Source organism: Janthinobacterium agaricidamnosum, from assembly GCF_003667705.1.
In the GTDB taxonomy this organism is placed as follows: Bacteria; Pseudomonadota; Gammaproteobacteria; order Burkholderiales; family Burkholderiaceae_D; genus Janthinobacterium.
Genome location: NZ_CP033019.1, coordinates 4,111,313 through 4,126,437 on the forward strand (window position 1 = coordinate 4,111,313; position 15,125 = coordinate 4,126,437).

A 15,125-nucleotide genomic window follows, 5' to 3' on the forward strand; every position below is an offset into this window, starting at 1 on the left:
AGGAGGCAATGGTCACGGCGCCGCGGCATTTTCCTCGCGCCACTTGCGCACCATCTCGCTGCTGATTTCGCGTTCGTAGCAAATGGGGGCATAACCGCCCTTCCTGCTCCATGCGCTGCGTCCTCCGCAAGCGCTGCCATTCTTGGCGGCATGGTAGGGACAGGGGCAGCGCCCCGGATAGGCGGCAATCGATTCGGCGATGATCTGCTGCTTGACCTTCGCTTCGGACAAGGGCTGGCGTCCCTGGCCGCCGGCAAGGGGCGCATAGACGATGCCGGCGGCCAGCATCAGCACCAGGGCGCAGATATTCTTCATGGGAAGGCTTGTGTTCCTCGAGAGGCGGCAAATATGCCCTGCAAGTATGACAGATGCTTTTCGACACATCTGCGTGCAATGTCACAATGCAAAAAGCCCAACCGGTGAAGGCTGGGCTTTTCGATACTGCTGATGTTCTGGCTCCCCGACCTGGACTCGAACCAGGGACCTGCGGATTAACAGTCCGTCGCTCTACCAACTGAGCTATCAGGGAAAAGAGGCCGCATTCTATAGCGCAAATTTTCAGTTGTCCAGATTTACGCGAAAAAAATTATGCGCGGCATACCTCAGCCCGGATTTTCCTGCGGATGATAGTCGAACACGAGTACGCGGCCCAGCCATGGCTTAAGCAGCTCGACAAAAGCCTGGTGCGCGGCATGGGTCAGATACGCATCGCGCGCGCCCGTATCGGCAAAACTCAAGCTGAAGCAATCGGTAAAGCCGTCATCGAGGCCTTCCGGGCTGACGTTCGGCCCCCATTCGAATTGCAGCACGCCGGGGATGCGATGTTTAAGCTGGGAAAATTCATAGACCAGCTCGGCATGCTTGGCCGGTGTGATGTCCTCAAGAAAATCACAGAGAACGATATGGCGCAACGGGATAGAACAGGTCATGGTGGCAACTCTCCTATGGGGTTGCATTCAGGATAGCGCAAAACGGGAAAAGACACAGGCCGCAGCCTGCCATGGCGCCACTGCGGACGCGCTGCAGATATTTTTCATATGCAACATGTTATTCGGATAACATCCTACATGGACACCCCATACCTGCCAGCAACCATCCATACCAGCCCATGACAAAAAACAGCATAATGGCCGTGTTATTCATCGCCTTGATTCCATTTTATGCATGTAAAGCACAACCCGTTCCGCTTGCCATCGACGCGCTGCTGACTCCCGACATTGGCGGGATAAAGCAGTTTGTGGAAATCAAAACAGATGACTCCAACAAGCCTGCTCTTCTCTTTTTATCGGGCGGGCCGGGAAGTTCGATGATGAAAAATGCGGATGCGTTTACCGCCATCCTGAAAAAGAGATTTACGCTTGTGCAATGGGACCAGCGCGATGCAGGAAAAACCCTGAAACTGAATCCATCGCCACGCCAGCCTTCCGTCGCGCAGATGGAGCAGGACACGTACCAGGTCATCACGTTTCTACAAAAAGAGCTCAAGCAGCAAAAAATATACTTGCTGGGCAGTTCCTGGGGCAACGTCCTGGGCTTTTATATCGTCAAGCATCATCCGGAACTGCTGCATGCTTATTTCGCGTCCAATCCTGTCGTGAGCCAGCTGGAAAGCGAGAAAGAATTGCTGAAAACCTTGAAAGTGCATTTCAAGGACAATGCCGTCGCCAGCCAGGAACTGGACAGCGTTAGTTTCCCGTTTGCAAGTGACGAAAGCATGTTTTATTTAAGGAAATGGCTTTTTTACAAGGATGGCAAGGAATTTGCCACGAGCGAGGGCTTCAAGACGGGCTTTCTTCAATGGTCGAAAACCTGGTCGCCAGCCTGGAACGAGGTCATGAACATCGATCTGCCCAGGACCTTGAAGAGCGTTGACTGCCCCGTGTATTTCTTCGTCGGCAAAAACGATATCCAGACCTCGACCAGGATCACGCAAGCGTATTTTGAAACATTGAAGGCGCCAAAGAAGGGGCTGTTTTTCTTTGACCATTCCGGGCATCAAATTCACCAGGATGAACCGGTGCAGTTCCAGGAAGCCATCATCAAGACATTGGATGCGGCGCCGAAGTCCTGATACGACGCCCCGTCACGGGACACCAATCCCGGAAGCGGACAGGCTGGCCTGGTCGCCGGCAATGCTGGCGGCGGCCTTGCGGATCAGCGTCGCCACCGCATGGGCTTGCGAAATGTAAATGGCATGGCTGCCGGCGACTTCGACCACCTTCGAGCCCGCGCGTTCGGACATCTTGCGTTGCATCGCCGGCGCAATCATCTTGTCCTCAGTCGCCACCAGGTACCAGCTGGGCTTGCTCCTCCACGCTGGCGCGCTGACCACGCCGGTCAGCGCGGCCACTCCCCAGGGCACTTGCGATACCGCCATGAAGCGGGCCTTGTCCCTGGGCACATCGGCCGCGAAGGCGGCCGCAAACTTTTTCTGGTCGAGCAACAGGAAGCCATCGTGCGGCGGCAAGATCGGCGGCACCGGTGCGCCAGGCGGGGCATTCTTCAGCAAGGAATCGACGGACTCGCCTTGATCCGGCACAAACGCCGCGATGTAGACCAATGCCTTGACCTTGGGATCGTTCCCCGCTTGCGTGACCACGGCACCGCCATACGAATGACCAACGAGGACCACGGGACCCGGCGACGCGGCGATGACCCGTCCGGTCGCGGCCACATCGTCCGCCAGCGATAGCGTTGGGTTTTGCACAATGGCAACGTGACAACCCTCGTCACGCAGCGCCCGGTAAACGGCTTCCCAACCCGACCCGTCGACAAAACCGCCATGCACGAGCACGATCGTTGCCGACCCAACACTTGTGACCTCATCCATTTCAGCCCCTCCAGGAAGTTGAAGGCGATGACAGGCCTGCCGGCGCCTTGTCGCCTCCAGCATAGCGCCGGGTGCCTGGCGGCCTATGCGCGGGATCAAGAGTAATGACACGGATGCCTCATGCATGCTCTGAAACGCAAAAAGCCCAACCGGTGAAGGCTGGGCTTTTCGATACTGCTGATGTTCTGGCTCCCCGACCTGGACTCGAACCAGGGACCTGCGGATTAACAGTCCGTCGCTCTACCAACTGAGCTATCAGGGAAAAGAGGCCGTATTATATAGGGCAAGCAAGCACATGTCCAGATTCCCCCAGGGAAATTTCTATTCCGGACAGCAGCTGCCCGCCGACAGCGCAAAAACAAAAAAGGCCACGTTTTTCAACGTGGCCTTCCGAATTCTGGCTCCCCGACCTGGACTCGAACCAGGGACCTGCGGATTAACAGTCCGTCGCTCTACCAACTGAGCTATCAGGGAAAAGAGGCAATATTATATGTCGCTTGTTCCATATTTGCAAGATGGATACTGCATCTTCACAAACACGGCCAGCGCCGACTTTCTATTGCCATCAGCGCCACACTTGCATGCAGCGCCGAAGAAGCAAGATCTTAAAGCACTTTGGCGATCGCGTCAATAACGATGTCGATGTTGCGCGAATTCAATGCTGCCACGCAGATACGGCCCGTGTCGACGGCGTAGATCGATTGCTCGCGCAGGGAAGCCACTTGTTCCTTGCTCAGGCCCGAGTACGAGAACATGCCGATTTGCTGGCGCACGAATTCGAAGTCGTGGCCTGGCGCCTTGGCTTTCAGCTTTTCCACGAAGGCATTGCGCATTTCGCGGATGCGCACGCGCATGCCGGCCAGTTCCTCTTCCCACAGCTGGCGCAGTTCCGGCGTGGCCAGGACGGTGGCGACCACCTTGCCGCCGTGGACTGGCGGGTTCGAGTAGTTGGTGCGCACGACGCGCTTCAGTTGCGACAGCAGACGGGCCGCTTCATCGGCGCTGGCGGCGACGACGCTCAGCGCGCCCACGCGCTCGCCGTACAGCGAGAACGATTTCGAGAACGAGTTCGACACCAGCAGCGGGCCGCCCGCGTCGGCAAAGCGGCGCACCACGGCGCCGTCTTCGGCGATGCCGTTGGCGAAGCCTTGATAGGCCATGTCCAGGAACGGCACCAGGCCGCGCGACGTGACGACGGCGATGATCTGGTCCCACTGGGCCACGCTCAGGTCGGCGCCGGTCGGGTTGTGGCAGCAGGCGTGCAGCACGACGATGGAACCGGCTGGCATGGCGTTCAGGCTGGCCAGCATGCCGTCGAAGTTCACGCCATGGGTGACGGCATCGTAGTAGGTGTAGTTATTCACAACGAAACCGGCGTTCTCGAACAGCGCGCGGTGGTTTTCCCAGCTCGGGTCGCTGATGTAGACCTGGGCACCCGGCGCGAAGCGCTGCAGGAAGTCGGCACCGATCTTCAGTGCGCCCGTGCCGCCGATGGCTTGCACGGTGACGGCGCGGCGCTCTTGAATTACAGCGCTATCGGCGCCAAATACGAGTTCTTGCACCGCCTTGTCGTAGGCAGCGAGGCCTTCGATCGGCAGATAGGTGCGTGGGGCGGCCTGTTCGATCAGGATGGCTTCCGCCTTGCGTACGCAAGCTAACAGAGGCACTTTACCGTTGTCGTCATAATAGACGCCAACGCCCAGATTGATTTTGGCGGGATTCTGGTCCGCGTTAAATGCTTCGGTGATGCCCAGGATCGGGTCGCGTGGGGCCATCTCGATGGCGCTAAACAGACTGGCAGAAACAGTTGGGTTCGTCATGATAAGATTGGATTCGATTGGAAGCAGGTTCACAGCGGAGTTGTAGACAGCGCCCCGAAATACAACGCCAGGGCCGCCAGCAGAGCACTATTCTAACAAAGGTCTGATTCACATGCCCGAATTATCTACCGCCAGCGAGGCGGAAAGCGCAATTATCTCTTTCCCGGACTCCCCCTTCAAGCTGCACCAGCCCTTCCCTCCGGCCGGCGATCAGCCCACGGCAATCGACCAGCTGTCAGAAGGGATTGCCGACGGACTGGCCTTCCAGACCCTGCTGGGCGTGACCGGTTCGGGCAAGACCTACACCATGGCCAACGTCATCGCGCGCATGGGCCGGCCCGCCATCGTCTTCGCGCCGAACAAGACCTTGGCGGCGCAGCTGTACAGCGAGTTCCGCGACTTTTTCCCGCAGAACGCCGTCGAATACTTCGTCAGCTACTACGATTACTACCAGCCCGAAGCCTACGTGCCGCAGCGCGACCTGTTCATCGAAAAGGACTCGTCGATCAACGAGCATATCGAGCAGATGCGTTTGTCGTGCACCAAATCGCTGATGGAGCGGCGCGACGTCATCATCGTCGCCACCGTCTCGGCCATCTACGGTATCGGCAATCCGAACGAATACCACCAGATGATATTGACCCTGCGCGTCAAGGACAGGGTCGCCCAGCGCGACGTCATCGCGCGCCTGATCCAGATGCAGTACACGCGCAACGAGGTCGATTTCGGCCGCGGCACCTTCCGCGTGCGCGGCGACACGATCGACATCTTCCCCGCCGAGCATGCGGAGCTGGCCGTGCGCCTGGAAATGTTTGACGACGAGATCGAATCGATCCAGCTGTTCGATCCGCTGACGGGCCGCGTACGGCAAAAGATCCCCCGCTTCACCGTGTACCCGGGCTCGCACTACGTCACGCCCCGCTCCACCGTGCTGCGCGCCGTCGAGACCATCAAGGACGAGCTGCGCGAGCGCCTCGAGTTATTCCGCAAGGAAAATAAACTGATCGAAGAGCAGCGGCTGGAACAGCGCACGCGCTTCGACCTGGAAATGATGGCGGAAATCGGTTTCACCAAGGGTATCGAGAACTATTCGCGCCACCTGTCCGGCGCGCTGCCCGGCGAACCGCCGCCGACCCTGGTCGATTATCTGCCGCCCGACGCCCTGATGTTCCTCGACGAGTCGCACGTGCTGACGGGCCAGCTGAGCGCCATGTACAACGGCGACCGCTCGCGCAAGACGAACCTGGTCGACTATGGCTTCCGCCTGCCGTCCGCGCTCGACAACCGGCCCTTGAAATTCGAGGAATTCGAACAGAAGATGCGCCAGACCGTGTTCGTCTCGGCCACCCCGGCAGACTACGAAAAGAACCACTCCGACCAGGTGGTCGAACAGGTGGTGCGCCCCACGGGCCTGGTCGACCCGCAAATCATCGTGCGCCCCGCCAGCAGCCAGGTGGACGACCTGATGTCGGAAATCGTCGAGCGCATCAAGAAGGACGAGCGCGTGCTGGTGACCACCCTCACCAAGCGCATGTCCGAGCAATTGACGGAATACCTGGGCGACCATGGCATCAAGGTGCGCTACCTGCACAGCGATATCGAAACGGTGGAGCGCGTGGAAATCCTGCGCGACCTGCGCCTGGGCACCTTCGACGTGCTGGTGGGGATCAACCTGCTGCGTGAGGGCCTGGACTTGCCGGAAGTATCGCTGGTCGCCATCCTCGACGCGGACAAGGAAGGCTTTTTGCGCTCCGAACGCAGCCTGATCCAGACCATCGGCCGCGCCGCGCGTAACCTGAACGGCACGGCGATTTTGTACGGCGACCGCATCACGGACTCCATGCGCCGCGCCATCGACGAGACGGAACGCCGCCGCGCCAAGCAGATCGCCTTCAATACGGCCAACAACATCATCCCGATCGGTGTGAAGAAATCGATCCGCGAAATGATCGACGGCGTCTACAGCCCGCAGGAAGCGCGCGAGACCCTGCAGGTGGCGCAGGAAGCGGCGAAATTCGAAGCGATGAGCGAGAAACAGGTCAGCAAGGAAATCAAGCGCCTGGAAAAACTGATGGTCGACCACGCCAAGAACCTGGAGTTCGAAAAGGCGGCGCAAGTGCGCGACCAGCTGCACATCCTCAAGCAGCAGCTGTTCGGCGCGCCCGGCACCGACAATGTGGCGTCGATACTGGGCAAATAAGCCCCACGCGCTGGCATGGCGCAGGTCGGATTAGCTGGCTGACAGGCCAGCGCAATCCGACATCAGCACTTAAACCAACGCCAGCAATATTGTCGGATTACGCGGCGTGCCGCCGCTAATCCGACCTACGCGGCTTCATGCTTTCACATCCTCGATATACGCACGGATGATGCTGGCGAAATCCGCATCGGCCGTCAAGCCCAGCGACTCGGCCCGTGCCGTGTCCCAGGCGCCGGGCCAGCTCTTGACGATGCGCTCGACGGCCGGATCGGGCGCATAGCTGATGCGGGCAACGACGTCCGCGCCGGCGACTTGTTCCAGCGCGGCGATCATCTCGCCCACGCTCACGCTCAAACCCGGCAAGTTCACCGTGCGGCTGGCGCCAAAGGCCTCGCCCGCCAGTTCGTGGCCGGCGATCAGCGAGGCGATGGCGCCGCGCGGCGACAGCAGCCACAATCGCAAATCGGTGGACACAGGGCAGACGGCCGCCTCGCCATTCAACGGTTCGCGGATGATGCCGCTGGCGAAAGACGACGCCGCCTTGTTCGGCTTACCGGGACGCACGCTGATGGTGGGCAGGCGCAGCACGCGGCCATCGACAAAGCCGCGGCGGCTGTAGTCATTGAGCAGCAATTCGCCGATGGCTTTTTGCGCGCCGTACGACGATTGCGGGTTCAGCGCGGTGGTGTCCTGCACCACGTCCGGCAGCTTGCCGCCGTAGACGGCCACGGAGCTGGTGAAGACCACTTTCGGCTTGTGCCCCAGTTCGCGGCAGATATCGAGCAGCAAACGCGAGGCATCGAGGTTGATGCGCATGCCCAGCTCGAAATCGGCTTCCGCCTGGCCGCTGACGATGGCGGCCAGGTGGAAGATCGACGCGGTCTGCGCATCGATGGTGGCGCGCATCAAGGCGCCATCGGCGATGTCGCCCGTGACCACTTTGACGCGCGCATCGTGGAAGTCATGCGCGGCCACCACGTCGACCAAAACCAGCTCGCTGATCGCTTGCAGCTGGCCGTGGCTGTCCGTCAAGCGGCCTTGCGCCAGCAACTGGCGCGCCAGGCGCTGTCCCAGGAAACCGGCGCCGCCGGTAATCAGTACTTTCATCTTCATGCTCCTTGTTTGTTGTTGTATGCAGCGAGCCAGCCCAGGCCATCCTCGGTGCGCCCGCGCGGACGGTATTCGCAGCCGATCCAGCCCTCGTAGTCGAGCTCGTCGAGCAGCCTGAATAAATACGGGTAATTGACTTCGCCATCGTCCGGTTCATTGCGGGCCGGGACGCTGGCGATCTGCACGTGGCCGATGCCGTCGAAGTTGTTTTGGAACGTCATGGCGATATCGCCCTCGACGATCTGCGTGTGATAAAAATCCATCTGCACCTTGACGTTGGGCGCGCCCGACTCCAGGCGCAGCGCATGGCCCTGCGCCTGCGTGACGAGGAAATAGCCGGGCATGTCGCGCCCGTTGATCGGTTCGATCAGGAGCTCGATGCCATGCTCGCCCACGGCTTTCGCCGCGTACCGCAGGTTGGCCAGGTAGGTGGCGCGGTGCAGAGCGAGGTCGGCGCCCACGGGCAGCAGGCCCGCCATCATGTGCACGCGCGGCGTGCCCAGCGCCAGCGCATATGCGATGCCCTGTGCCACGCCAGCGCGAAATTCCGCTTCGCGGCCCGGCAGCGAGGCGATGCCCCGCTCACCGGCCGCCCAGTCGCCCGGCGGCAGGTTGAACAGCACGTTCTGCAGCTTGTTTTCGCGCAGCCAGCCGGCCACTTCCTGCGGCGCGTGATCGTAGGGGAACAAAAATTCGACGCCCGTGAAACCCGCTTGCGCGGCGGCGGCAAAGCGCTGCGGGAAAGGCACTTCATTGAACATCATGGTCAGATTGGCGGCAAAACGGGGCATGCGTGTCTCCTTGAATTCTATAGTTCGAGTTTGAATGTCTGCTTCAGATCCGCGATCTGCGCCGCGTCGAGCGGACGCGTGGGCACGTCGCGCAGCAGCAAAAACAGCTTGGCCGTCTCTTCCAGTTCCTCGGCCGCATACACGGCCGCTTCCAGGCTCGTGCCCGACACGACGGGACCGTGATTGGCCAGCAGCACGGCCGAGTGCTTGCGCGCCATGGCGCCGATCGCGCCCGCCAGCGCCGGGTCGCCCGGACGGTGATACGGCACCAGCGGCAAGCGCCCCACCTTCATCACAAAGTATGGCGTGAGCGGCGGGATGCAGTCGTCATGGTTCAAGCCGCACATGCACGACACGGCGGCCGAATGCGTCGAGTGCAGGTGCACGATGGCGCCCGCGCTGCTCCGCTCTGCGTACATGGCGCGGTGCAGGAACGCCTCCTTGGACGGCGGCGCTCCGCTGATCAGCTTGCCATCCCAATCGAGCTTGGACAGCTGCGCCGGATCGAGCCGGCCCAGGCTGGCGTTCGTCGGCGTGAGCAGCCAGCCGTCGGACAGGCGCACGCTCAGGTTGCCGCTGCTGCCCGCCGTCAAGCCCCTTTCGAACAGGGACTTGCCGAAGTCGACGATCAGCTCGCGCTGGCGCGATTCCGTGGCGCTCATGCCAGCACCTGCCAGGCCTTGCTGAAGAAATCCACGGTGCCGAAATTGCCGGACTTGAGCGCCAGCGCCAACGGTGCCCTGCCTTCGTCGCCCGGCGCTGGCAAGGCTAGCGTCCAGGGCACGCCGGGGTCGATTTCGGGGCCGATGCGCAAGCCGGCAATGCCCAGCGCTTTCACCACGGCGCCCGAGGTTTCGCCGCCGGCGACGATCAACTGGCCCACGCCGAGGCGCACCAGTCCCTGCGCGATGGCGGCCAGGGCTTCCTCGACGAGGGCGCCGGCACGCTCCACGCCCAGCTGCGCCTGCACGGCGCGCACGGCGTCCGGCGTGGCCGTGGCATAGATCAAAATGGGGCCTTGCGCCAGGTGTTGATTCGCCCAGGCCAGCGCCTGCGCCACCACGGCGTCCACCACCTCGCCGCCCGCGGCCAGCGACAAAGGGTCGACGTGGAAGGACGGCGCCAGTTCGCGCAGGTGCGCCACCTGCTGCTGCGTGGCCACGGAACAGCTGCCCGAGATCACGGCGCGCAATCCGGAGGCCGGCGGCAAGCGCCCCGCCTGGCCCGCAGGCGATGGCGACAACTGGCCCCGCTGTCGAAAATTCTGCGGTAATCCCAACGCGATGCCGGAACCGCCCGTGATCAGTTTCAAGTCGGCGCAAGCGGCACCGATGGCTTCCAGGTCGCGGTTCGACACGGCATCGACGACGGCGAAATGGCAGCCCTGGCCGCGCAAGTCCGTGAAGCGCTGGGAGATGGCGGCCGCGCCCTTCTCCACCACACTGTAATCGGCCAGGCCCACCTTGGCCTGCACCTGCTGCTGCAGCACGCGCACCAGATTCGAATCCGTCATCGGCGTCAGGGGATGGTCGCGCATGCCCGACTCGGCCAGCGGCACGTCGCCGACGAAGAGGTTGCCCTTGTAGATGGTGCGGCCGTTGGCGGGAAACGCGGGGCAGGCGATCGTGAAGTCCGTGTCGAGCGCCCGCATCAGCGCTTCGGCCACGGGACCGATATTGCCGCGCGGCGTGGAGTCGAACGTGGAGCAGTACTTGAAGTAGAACTGGCGGCATCCGGCTTGCTGCAGCCAGGCCAGCGCGGCCAGCGATTCGGCCACCGCCTCTTCCGGCGCATTCGTGCGCGACTTGAGCGCGATGACGACGGCATCGACGTCGGCTGGCGGCGGACCTTGCGGCACGCCGATCAGCTGCACCGTGCGCATGCCGGCCTTGACCAGCATGCCGGCCAGGTCGGTGCCGCCCGTGAAATCGTCGGCGATACATCCCAGTAATACAGTCATCATGATTCCTTTTTGATTCAGTTACGCTTTCGCCGGCAGATCGATACCGGGGAAAGTTTTAATCACGGCCGCATCGTCCTCGCCGCCAAAGCCAGCGGCCGACGCCTGCATGAACATCTGGTGCGCCGTGGCCGACAGGGGCAGTGGAAAGACGCTCTTTTTCGCGTAATCGAGCACGATGCCCAGGTCTTTCACGAAAATGTTCACGCTTGATAACGGCGTATAGTCGCCCTTCAAAATGTGCGGCACCCGGTTCTGGAACATCCAGGAACTGCCGGCGCTGTTTGAAATGACTTCGTACAAGGCATCGGCGTCGCAGCCGGCGCGCAAGCCCAGCGCCATCGCTTCGGCGGCGGCGGCGATGTGCACGCCGGCCAGCAGCTGGTTGATCATCTTGACTTTCGAGCCCTGCCCCGGCTGCTCGCCCAGGCGGTACAGCTTTGCACAGATGGCGTCGAAAATACCGGCGCAAGCGTCGAACGCATCGGGCGCGCCGGCCGCCATCACCGACATCTCGCCGGCTTGCGCCTTGGCCGCGCCGCCGGAAATGGGCGCGTCGATGAAGCGCAGTCCCATGGCCGCCAGGCGCGCACCGAGCGCTTCGGCAAATTCGGGCGCCACGGTGGCGCAGGCGATGACGACGCTGCCCGGCGCCAGGGCGCTGGCCGCGCCGTGTTCGCCAAACAGCACGACCTCCGTCTGCTGCGCATTGACGACGACGATCAGCAAGGCTTGCACCTGCGCCGCCAGCGCGGCCGGCGATTGCGCCGCATGGGCGCCCTTGTCGACCAGCGTTTGCACGGTTTCCGGGCGCACGTCGCAGGCATGCACGTCGAAGCCCGCGCGCAGCAACGATTGCGCAATGCCCATGCCCATGGCGCCCAGGCCGATCACGCCCACTTTTTTCATTTCCACGTTCATCTGCTACTCCAGTCTTATTTGTTCACCAGCTTGGCCGGCACGCGCATGATGATGAATGCGCCGATCACCAGGATGCCGGCCAGCAGGTAGATGGCGATGTCGGTCGATTGCGTCAGGTCCTTGATCGAACCGATCATGTACGGCGCCGCGAAGCCGGCCAGGTTGCCCACCGAATTGATGGCGGCGATGCCCGCGGCGGCCGAGACGCCGCCGAGGAAAGCCGTCGGCAGGCTCCAGAACATCGGCGAGGCGGCCAGGATGCCGCCGGCGGCGATCGTCAGGAAGAAGATGGCCCAGCCCGTGTTGTGGGCGCCGGCCAGCGCGCTGCAGACGATGGCGGCGGCGCCGACCACCAGCGGGATCGCCATGTGCCAGCGGCGTTCGCGGTATTTGTCCGAGCTGCGGCCCAGCAGGATCATCGACGCCACGGCCACGGAGTACGGAATCGCCGTGAACAGGCCGATATTGAGCACGCCCGTCACGCCGGCCGCCTTGATCAGGCTGGGCAGCCAGAAGGTCAGCGAATACTGGCCCATCACGCAGCAGAAATAAATCAGGGCCATGACCCAGATGCGCGGGTCGGCGAACATGGCGCGGATCGACGGGTGCGATACCTTGCCCTGCGCTTCCGTGGCAATGCGCTGCTCGAGGATGACTTTTTCGTCTTCCGTCAGCCACTTCGCGGCGCGGATGCTGTTATCGAGGTACAGCAGCACGGCCACGCCCATCAGCGCGGCGGGTATCGCTTCGAGCACGAACATCCACTGCCAGCCCGCATAGCCGTGCCAGCCGGCGAAGGTTTCCATGATCCAGCCCGACAGGGGGCCGCCGATCAGGCCCGCCACGGGGATGGCGGCCATGAAGGTGCACACCATGCGCGCGCGGCGCTCGGACGGATACCAGTAGGTCAAATAGAGAATGATGCCGGGGAAGAAGCCCGCCTCGGCGATGCCGAGCAGGAAGCGCATCACGTAGAACTGGGTTGGCGTGGTGACGAACATGAAGGCGCCCGAGATGATGGCCCAGGTGATCATGATGCGGGCGATCCACACGCGCGCGCCGATCTTGTGCAGCATCACGTTGCTGGGCACTTCGAACAGGAAGTAGCCGAGGAAGAACACGCCGGCGCCCAGGCCGTACACGGTTTCGGAAAACTGCAGGTCGGCCAGCATTTGCAGCTTGGCGAAGCCCACGTTGACACGGTCGAGGTAAGCGACGATGTAACACAGCATGAGGAAGGGGATGATGCGCCAGGTCACCTTGCGATAGACGGCGTCGTCGATGGTTTTCTGGCTGGCGGCCACGCCGGCCGGCTGCCCGGGCAATGCTTGTGATACGTCCATGCTTGTCTCCTGATCGCTGGGGGATCGACCGTGCCGGGTTTTTATGGTCCACCGGAGGTGGCTGGCAACTTGTCTAAAATTTGTATGGATGTATATTATGTGTGTGTTTTGTGTGTGTCAAGCTGTATATTCCATATAATGGCAAGCAGGCAAGCCCGCATAAAAACCGCTAGCACAAGGATGCACCCGATGGACCGCACGTTCCGCTTTACCCTTCCCCCGCCGGAGCCCGCCGCGGGCAGTTTCACCACCGGCACGCTGGGTGCGCGGGTGGCGGCACGGCTGCGCCAGCAGATTCACAACGATGGCCTGGCCGGCGGCACGCGTCTGCCGTCCGAGCAAGCGATGGCAACGCACTTCGGCGTCAGCCGCACGGTGCTGCGCGAAGCCATCGCCCTGCTGCAGGCGGACGGCATCGTCGCCACGCGCAAGGGCAGCGGCACGTTCGTCTGCGCGCAGGATGGCGCGAAGACTGGCGAACGGGGCGACGAGCTGACGGAGCAGTCCGTGCAGTCGCTGCTGAATCTGATCGAGGTGCGCCAGGGACTGGAAGCGGAAATCGCCGCGCTGGCGGCCGTGCGGCGCACGCCGGGCCAGCTGGCCGACATCGAACACGCACTGCGCCGCATCGAGGAAGCCGTGGCGGCCGGCGTCGACGGCGTGGAAGAAGACGTGCGCCTGCACCTGTGCATCGCCGAGGCGACGGGCAACCCCTACTGGCCGAAATTCGTCGCCATGTTCGCCGACCCGATTCGCTCGGCCGTCAAGGTGACGCGCGCGAATGAAGCGCGGCGCACGGACTTTTCCATCGAAGTGCGGCGCGAACATGAAAAGATCGTGCAGGCGATCGCCGATGGCGACCCGCAGCGGGCACGCCAGGCGGCCATGGAACACATGCAGCACGCGGCCGAGCGCGTGCGCCTGGCCGACCGCGAATTCTGGCGCGGCGACGGCGGCGCGCTGGCGCGCACGCTGGGGCGCGATCCCATCATGCAAAAATAAGATCTACGTCACCGCCTCACCTGCGCTGCGCTCATGCCCGCCGCCCCTGCTTTCCTATGCTCGCGCTCATCATGTCGAACAGGGTGCGTGACGCGGGCGGCATCGCGTGCTGATGCCGGCTGATCAAGCCCAGCGTGCGCTTGACGGCGGGATTGACGAGGGGCACGCCGACCACCGCGCCTTGCCGCTCCGGCAGAATCGACAGGCCCGGCACCGCCGCCACGCCCAAGCCCGACTCCACCAGCGCCAGGATGCCTGACACGTGGTTGATCTCGCACGAGATCCACGGGTGTTTTTCCACGCCGGCCAGCGCCGCATCGAGCACGCTGCGGTCGCCGCTCGACTTGGCCACCGAGATATAGCGTTCGTCGACGGTATCCTTCCAGCTCAGCTTCTTGCGCTTGGCCAGTCTGTGATCGGCCCGCATCGCCAGCACGTAGGTCTCGACGTAGATGGGCTGGAAATGGATCTCCGGATTTTCCGCGCCCGTAAAGCTGATGCCGAAATCCGCCTCGCCAGACAGCACGAGGTTGAGCACGTCCTGCGCGCTTTCGTCATGCACGCGCACGCGAATTTTCGGAAACTGCGCGCTGAAGCGCTTGAGCACGTCCGGCAGGAAATGCCACACGGCCGAGGGCACGCAGGCGAATGTCACCGTCCCCGTGCGGTGCGCGGCCAGGTCGGCCACTCCCAGCACGGCATCTTCCAGGCCGTTGAGCGCATCGCGCACGTTTACCAGGAACACCTGCCCCACATTGGTCAGCTGCACGCGCCGTGTGGTGCGCTCGAACAGCTTGACCCCCAGCGCATCCTCGAGTTTTCGATGCGGCGGCTGAGCGCCGGCTGCGACAGGAACAGGTCCGCCGCGGCCTGGCGAAAGCTGTTGCGCTCCGCCACGGCCACAAAAGCCTGCAAATCATGAAGCTCGTAATTGATGCGCTGCATGCATTAATCCCCGGGAAAATTGCAATTATCAAATTATGCCATTTCAACGATGATGGGGTCTGAATGCTGAGCCTCGCCAAGAAGGCCTGAACTGAAAAAGGAGACATGATGCGACACCATTCCACGTTCGCGCTTTTACCGGCGGCCGGCGGCACGACGCTGCCGGCGTCACGGAAACACACCTCAACAACCGCCACGGCACG

At 62.4% G+C, this 15,125-nt stretch carries 14 protein-coding genes, 3 tRNA genes and 1 pseudogene; 3 read left to right on the forward strand and 15 right to left on the reverse strand.

All coding sequences use genetic code 11. The annotated features are described in order from the left end of the window. Positions 1–12: 12 nt before the first annotated feature. From D9M09_RS18620 to D9M09_RS18630, 3 genes are all read right to left on the reverse strand, one after another. On the reverse strand, positions 13–315 hold the full coding sequence (locus D9M09_RS18620) for a hypothetical protein (RefSeq protein ID WP_205602266.1): 303 nt from the start codon (positions 313–315) through the stop codon (positions 13–15). Positions 316–453: 138 nt separating this feature from the next. After that, positions 454–529: transfer RNA gene (locus tag D9M09_RS18625), tRNA-Asn, on the reverse strand. 73 nt (positions 530–602) lie between these two features. Next, positions 603–929, reverse strand: a complete 327-nt coding sequence (locus tag D9M09_RS18630) for a Dabb family protein (RefSeq protein ID WP_070224169.1) — start codon at positions 927–929, stop codon at positions 603–605. 203 nt (positions 930–1,132) lie between these two features. Here D9M09_RS18630 and D9M09_RS18635 point away from each other — a divergent pair, with 203 nt between their 5' ends. Further along, complete coding sequence (locus tag D9M09_RS18635) at positions 1,133–2,071, forward strand: alpha/beta fold hydrolase (protein WP_240453420.1); 939 nt, start codon at positions 1,133–1,135, stop codon at positions 2,069–2,071. A 12-nt stretch (positions 2,072–2,083) separates the two neighbouring features. Here D9M09_RS18635 and D9M09_RS18640 read toward each other — a convergent pair whose 3' ends face one another. The 4 genes from D9M09_RS18640 to D9M09_RS18655 form a co-directional block, all read right to left on the reverse strand. After that, positions 2,084–2,830, reverse strand: a complete 747-nt coding sequence (locus tag D9M09_RS18640) for an alpha/beta hydrolase (RefSeq protein ID WP_070311895.1) — start codon at positions 2,828–2,830, stop codon at positions 2,084–2,086. 186 nt (positions 2,831–3,016) lie between these two features. Continuing rightward, positions 3,017–3,092, reverse strand: a tRNA-Asn gene (locus D9M09_RS18645). A 136-nt stretch (positions 3,093–3,228) separates the two neighbouring features. Beyond that, positions 3,229–3,304: transfer RNA gene (locus tag D9M09_RS18650), tRNA-Asn, on the reverse strand. 131 nt (positions 3,305–3,435) lie between these two features. Next, positions 3,436–4,650, reverse strand: coding sequence for an aromatic amino acid transaminase (locus tag D9M09_RS18655; RefSeq protein ID WP_205602267.1), 1,215 nt, complete (start codon positions 4,648–4,650; stop codon positions 3,436–3,438). A gap of 112 nt (positions 4,651–4,762) precedes the next feature. Between D9M09_RS18655 and uvrB the strand changes: the two genes are divergently transcribed. Next, a complete protein-coding gene (gene uvrB, locus D9M09_RS18660; protein ID WP_121670102.1) occupies positions 4,763–6,850 on the forward strand; it encodes an excinuclease ABC subunit UvrB in 2,088 nt (695 codons plus the stop codon). 135 nt (positions 6,851–6,985) lie between these two features. Here the strand turns inward: uvrB and denD are convergent, their stop codons facing one another. The 6 genes from denD to D9M09_RS18690 are packed head-to-tail and all read right to left on the reverse strand — an operon-like array spanning position 6,986 to position 12,975. Beyond that, positions 6,986–7,957, reverse strand: coding sequence for a D-erythronate dehydrogenase (gene denD / locus D9M09_RS18665; protein WP_121670103.1), 972 nt, complete (start codon positions 7,955–7,957; stop codon positions 6,986–6,988). Between the two features lie 2 nt (positions 7,958–7,959). Next, a complete protein-coding gene (gene otnI, locus D9M09_RS18670; protein WP_099411633.1) occupies positions 7,960–8,751 on the reverse strand; it encodes a 2-oxo-tetronate isomerase in 792 nt (263 codons plus the stop codon). Between the two features lie 17 nt (positions 8,752–8,768). Beyond that, positions 8,769–9,413 (reverse strand): 3-oxo-tetronate 4-phosphate decarboxylase, encoded by a 645-nt coding sequence (otnC, locus tag D9M09_RS18675; RefSeq protein ID WP_070221939.1) that lies wholly within the window; start codon positions 9,411–9,413, stop codon positions 8,769–8,771. Continuing rightward, entirely contained in the window at positions 9,410–10,711 is a 1,302-nt protein-coding gene (otnK, locus tag D9M09_RS18680; protein ID WP_121670104.1) for a 3-oxo-tetronate kinase, read from the reverse strand. The genes otnC and otnK overlap by 4 nt, the downstream gene beginning before the upstream one ends. Positions 10,712–10,732: 21 nt before the next feature. Further along, a complete protein-coding gene (ltnD, locus tag D9M09_RS18685) occupies positions 10,733–11,632 on the reverse strand; it encodes an L-threonate dehydrogenase (RefSeq protein ID WP_121670105.1) in 900 nt (299 codons plus the stop codon). A 14-nt stretch (positions 11,633–11,646) separates the two neighbouring features. Next, a complete protein-coding gene (locus D9M09_RS18690) occupies positions 11,647–12,975 on the reverse strand; it encodes an MFS transporter (RefSeq protein WP_121670106.1) in 1,329 nt (442 codons plus the stop codon). A 189-nt stretch (positions 12,976–13,164) separates the two neighbouring features. Between D9M09_RS18690 and D9M09_RS18695 the strand changes: the two genes are divergently transcribed. Further along, complete coding sequence (locus D9M09_RS18695; protein ID WP_070310460.1) at positions 13,165–13,977, forward strand: FadR/GntR family transcriptional regulator; 813 nt, start codon at positions 13,165–13,167, stop codon at positions 13,975–13,977. Between the two features lie 31 nt (positions 13,978–14,008). Here the strand turns inward: D9M09_RS18695 and D9M09_RS18700 are convergent, their stop codons facing one another. Both D9M09_RS18700 and D9M09_RS30060 read right to left on the reverse strand, forming a co-directional pair. Then, on the reverse strand, positions 14,009–14,746 hold the full coding sequence (locus tag D9M09_RS18700; protein WP_430886701.1) for a LysR substrate-binding domain-containing protein: 738 nt from the start codon (positions 14,744–14,746) through the stop codon (positions 14,009–14,011). 36 nt (positions 14,747–14,782) lie between these two features. After that, positions 14,783–14,922: pseudogene (locus D9M09_RS30060) on the reverse strand (helix-turn-helix domain-containing protein); the annotation flags it as partial. Positions 14,923–15,125: the final 203 nt, after the last annotated feature.

Excerpts from the sequence above, each read along its gene's own strand:
- D9M09_RS18620 (WP_205602266.1), bottom strand. The coding sequence starts at position 315 with ATGAAGAATATCTGCGCCCTGGTGCTGATGCTGGCCGCCGGCATCGTC.
- D9M09_RS18630 (WP_070224169.1), bottom strand. The coding sequence starts at position 929 with ATGACCTGTTCTATCCCGTTGCGCCATATCGTTCTCTGTGATTTTCTT.
- D9M09_RS18640 (WP_070311895.1), bottom strand. The coding sequence starts at position 2,830 with ATGGATGAGGTCACAAGTGTTGGGTCGGCAACGATCGTGCTCGTGCAT.
- D9M09_RS18655 (WP_205602267.1), bottom strand. The coding sequence starts at position 4,650 with ATGACGAACCCAACTGTTTCTGCCAGTCTGTTTAGCGCCATCGAGATG.
- uvrB (WP_121670102.1), top strand. The coding sequence starts at position 4,763 with ATGCCCGAATTATCTACCGCCAGCGAGGCGGAAAGCGCAATTATCTCT.
- denD (WP_121670103.1), bottom strand. The coding sequence starts at position 7,957 with ATGAAAGTACTGATTACCGGCGGCGCCGGTTTCCTGGGACAGCGCCTG.
- otnI (WP_099411633.1), bottom strand. The coding sequence starts at position 8,751 with ATGCCCCGTTTTGCCGCCAATCTGACCATGATGTTCAATGAAGTGCCT.
- otnC (WP_070221939.1), bottom strand. The coding sequence starts at position 9,413 with ATGAGCGCCACGGAATCGCGCCAGCGCGAGCTGATCGTCGACTTCGGC.
- otnK (WP_121670104.1), bottom strand. The coding sequence starts at position 10,711 with ATGACTGTATTACTGGGATGTATCGCCGACGATTTCACGGGCGGCACC.
- ltnD (WP_121670105.1), bottom strand. The coding sequence starts at position 11,632 with ATGAACGTGGAAATGAAAAAAGTGGGCGTGATCGGCCTGGGCGCCATG.
- D9M09_RS18690 (WP_121670106.1), bottom strand. The coding sequence starts at position 12,975 with ATGGACGTATCACAAGCATTGCCCGGGCAGCCGGCCGGCGTGGCCGCC.
- D9M09_RS18695 (WP_070310460.1), top strand. The coding sequence starts at position 13,165 with ATGGACCGCACGTTCCGCTTTACCCTTCCCCCGCCGGAGCCCGCCGCG.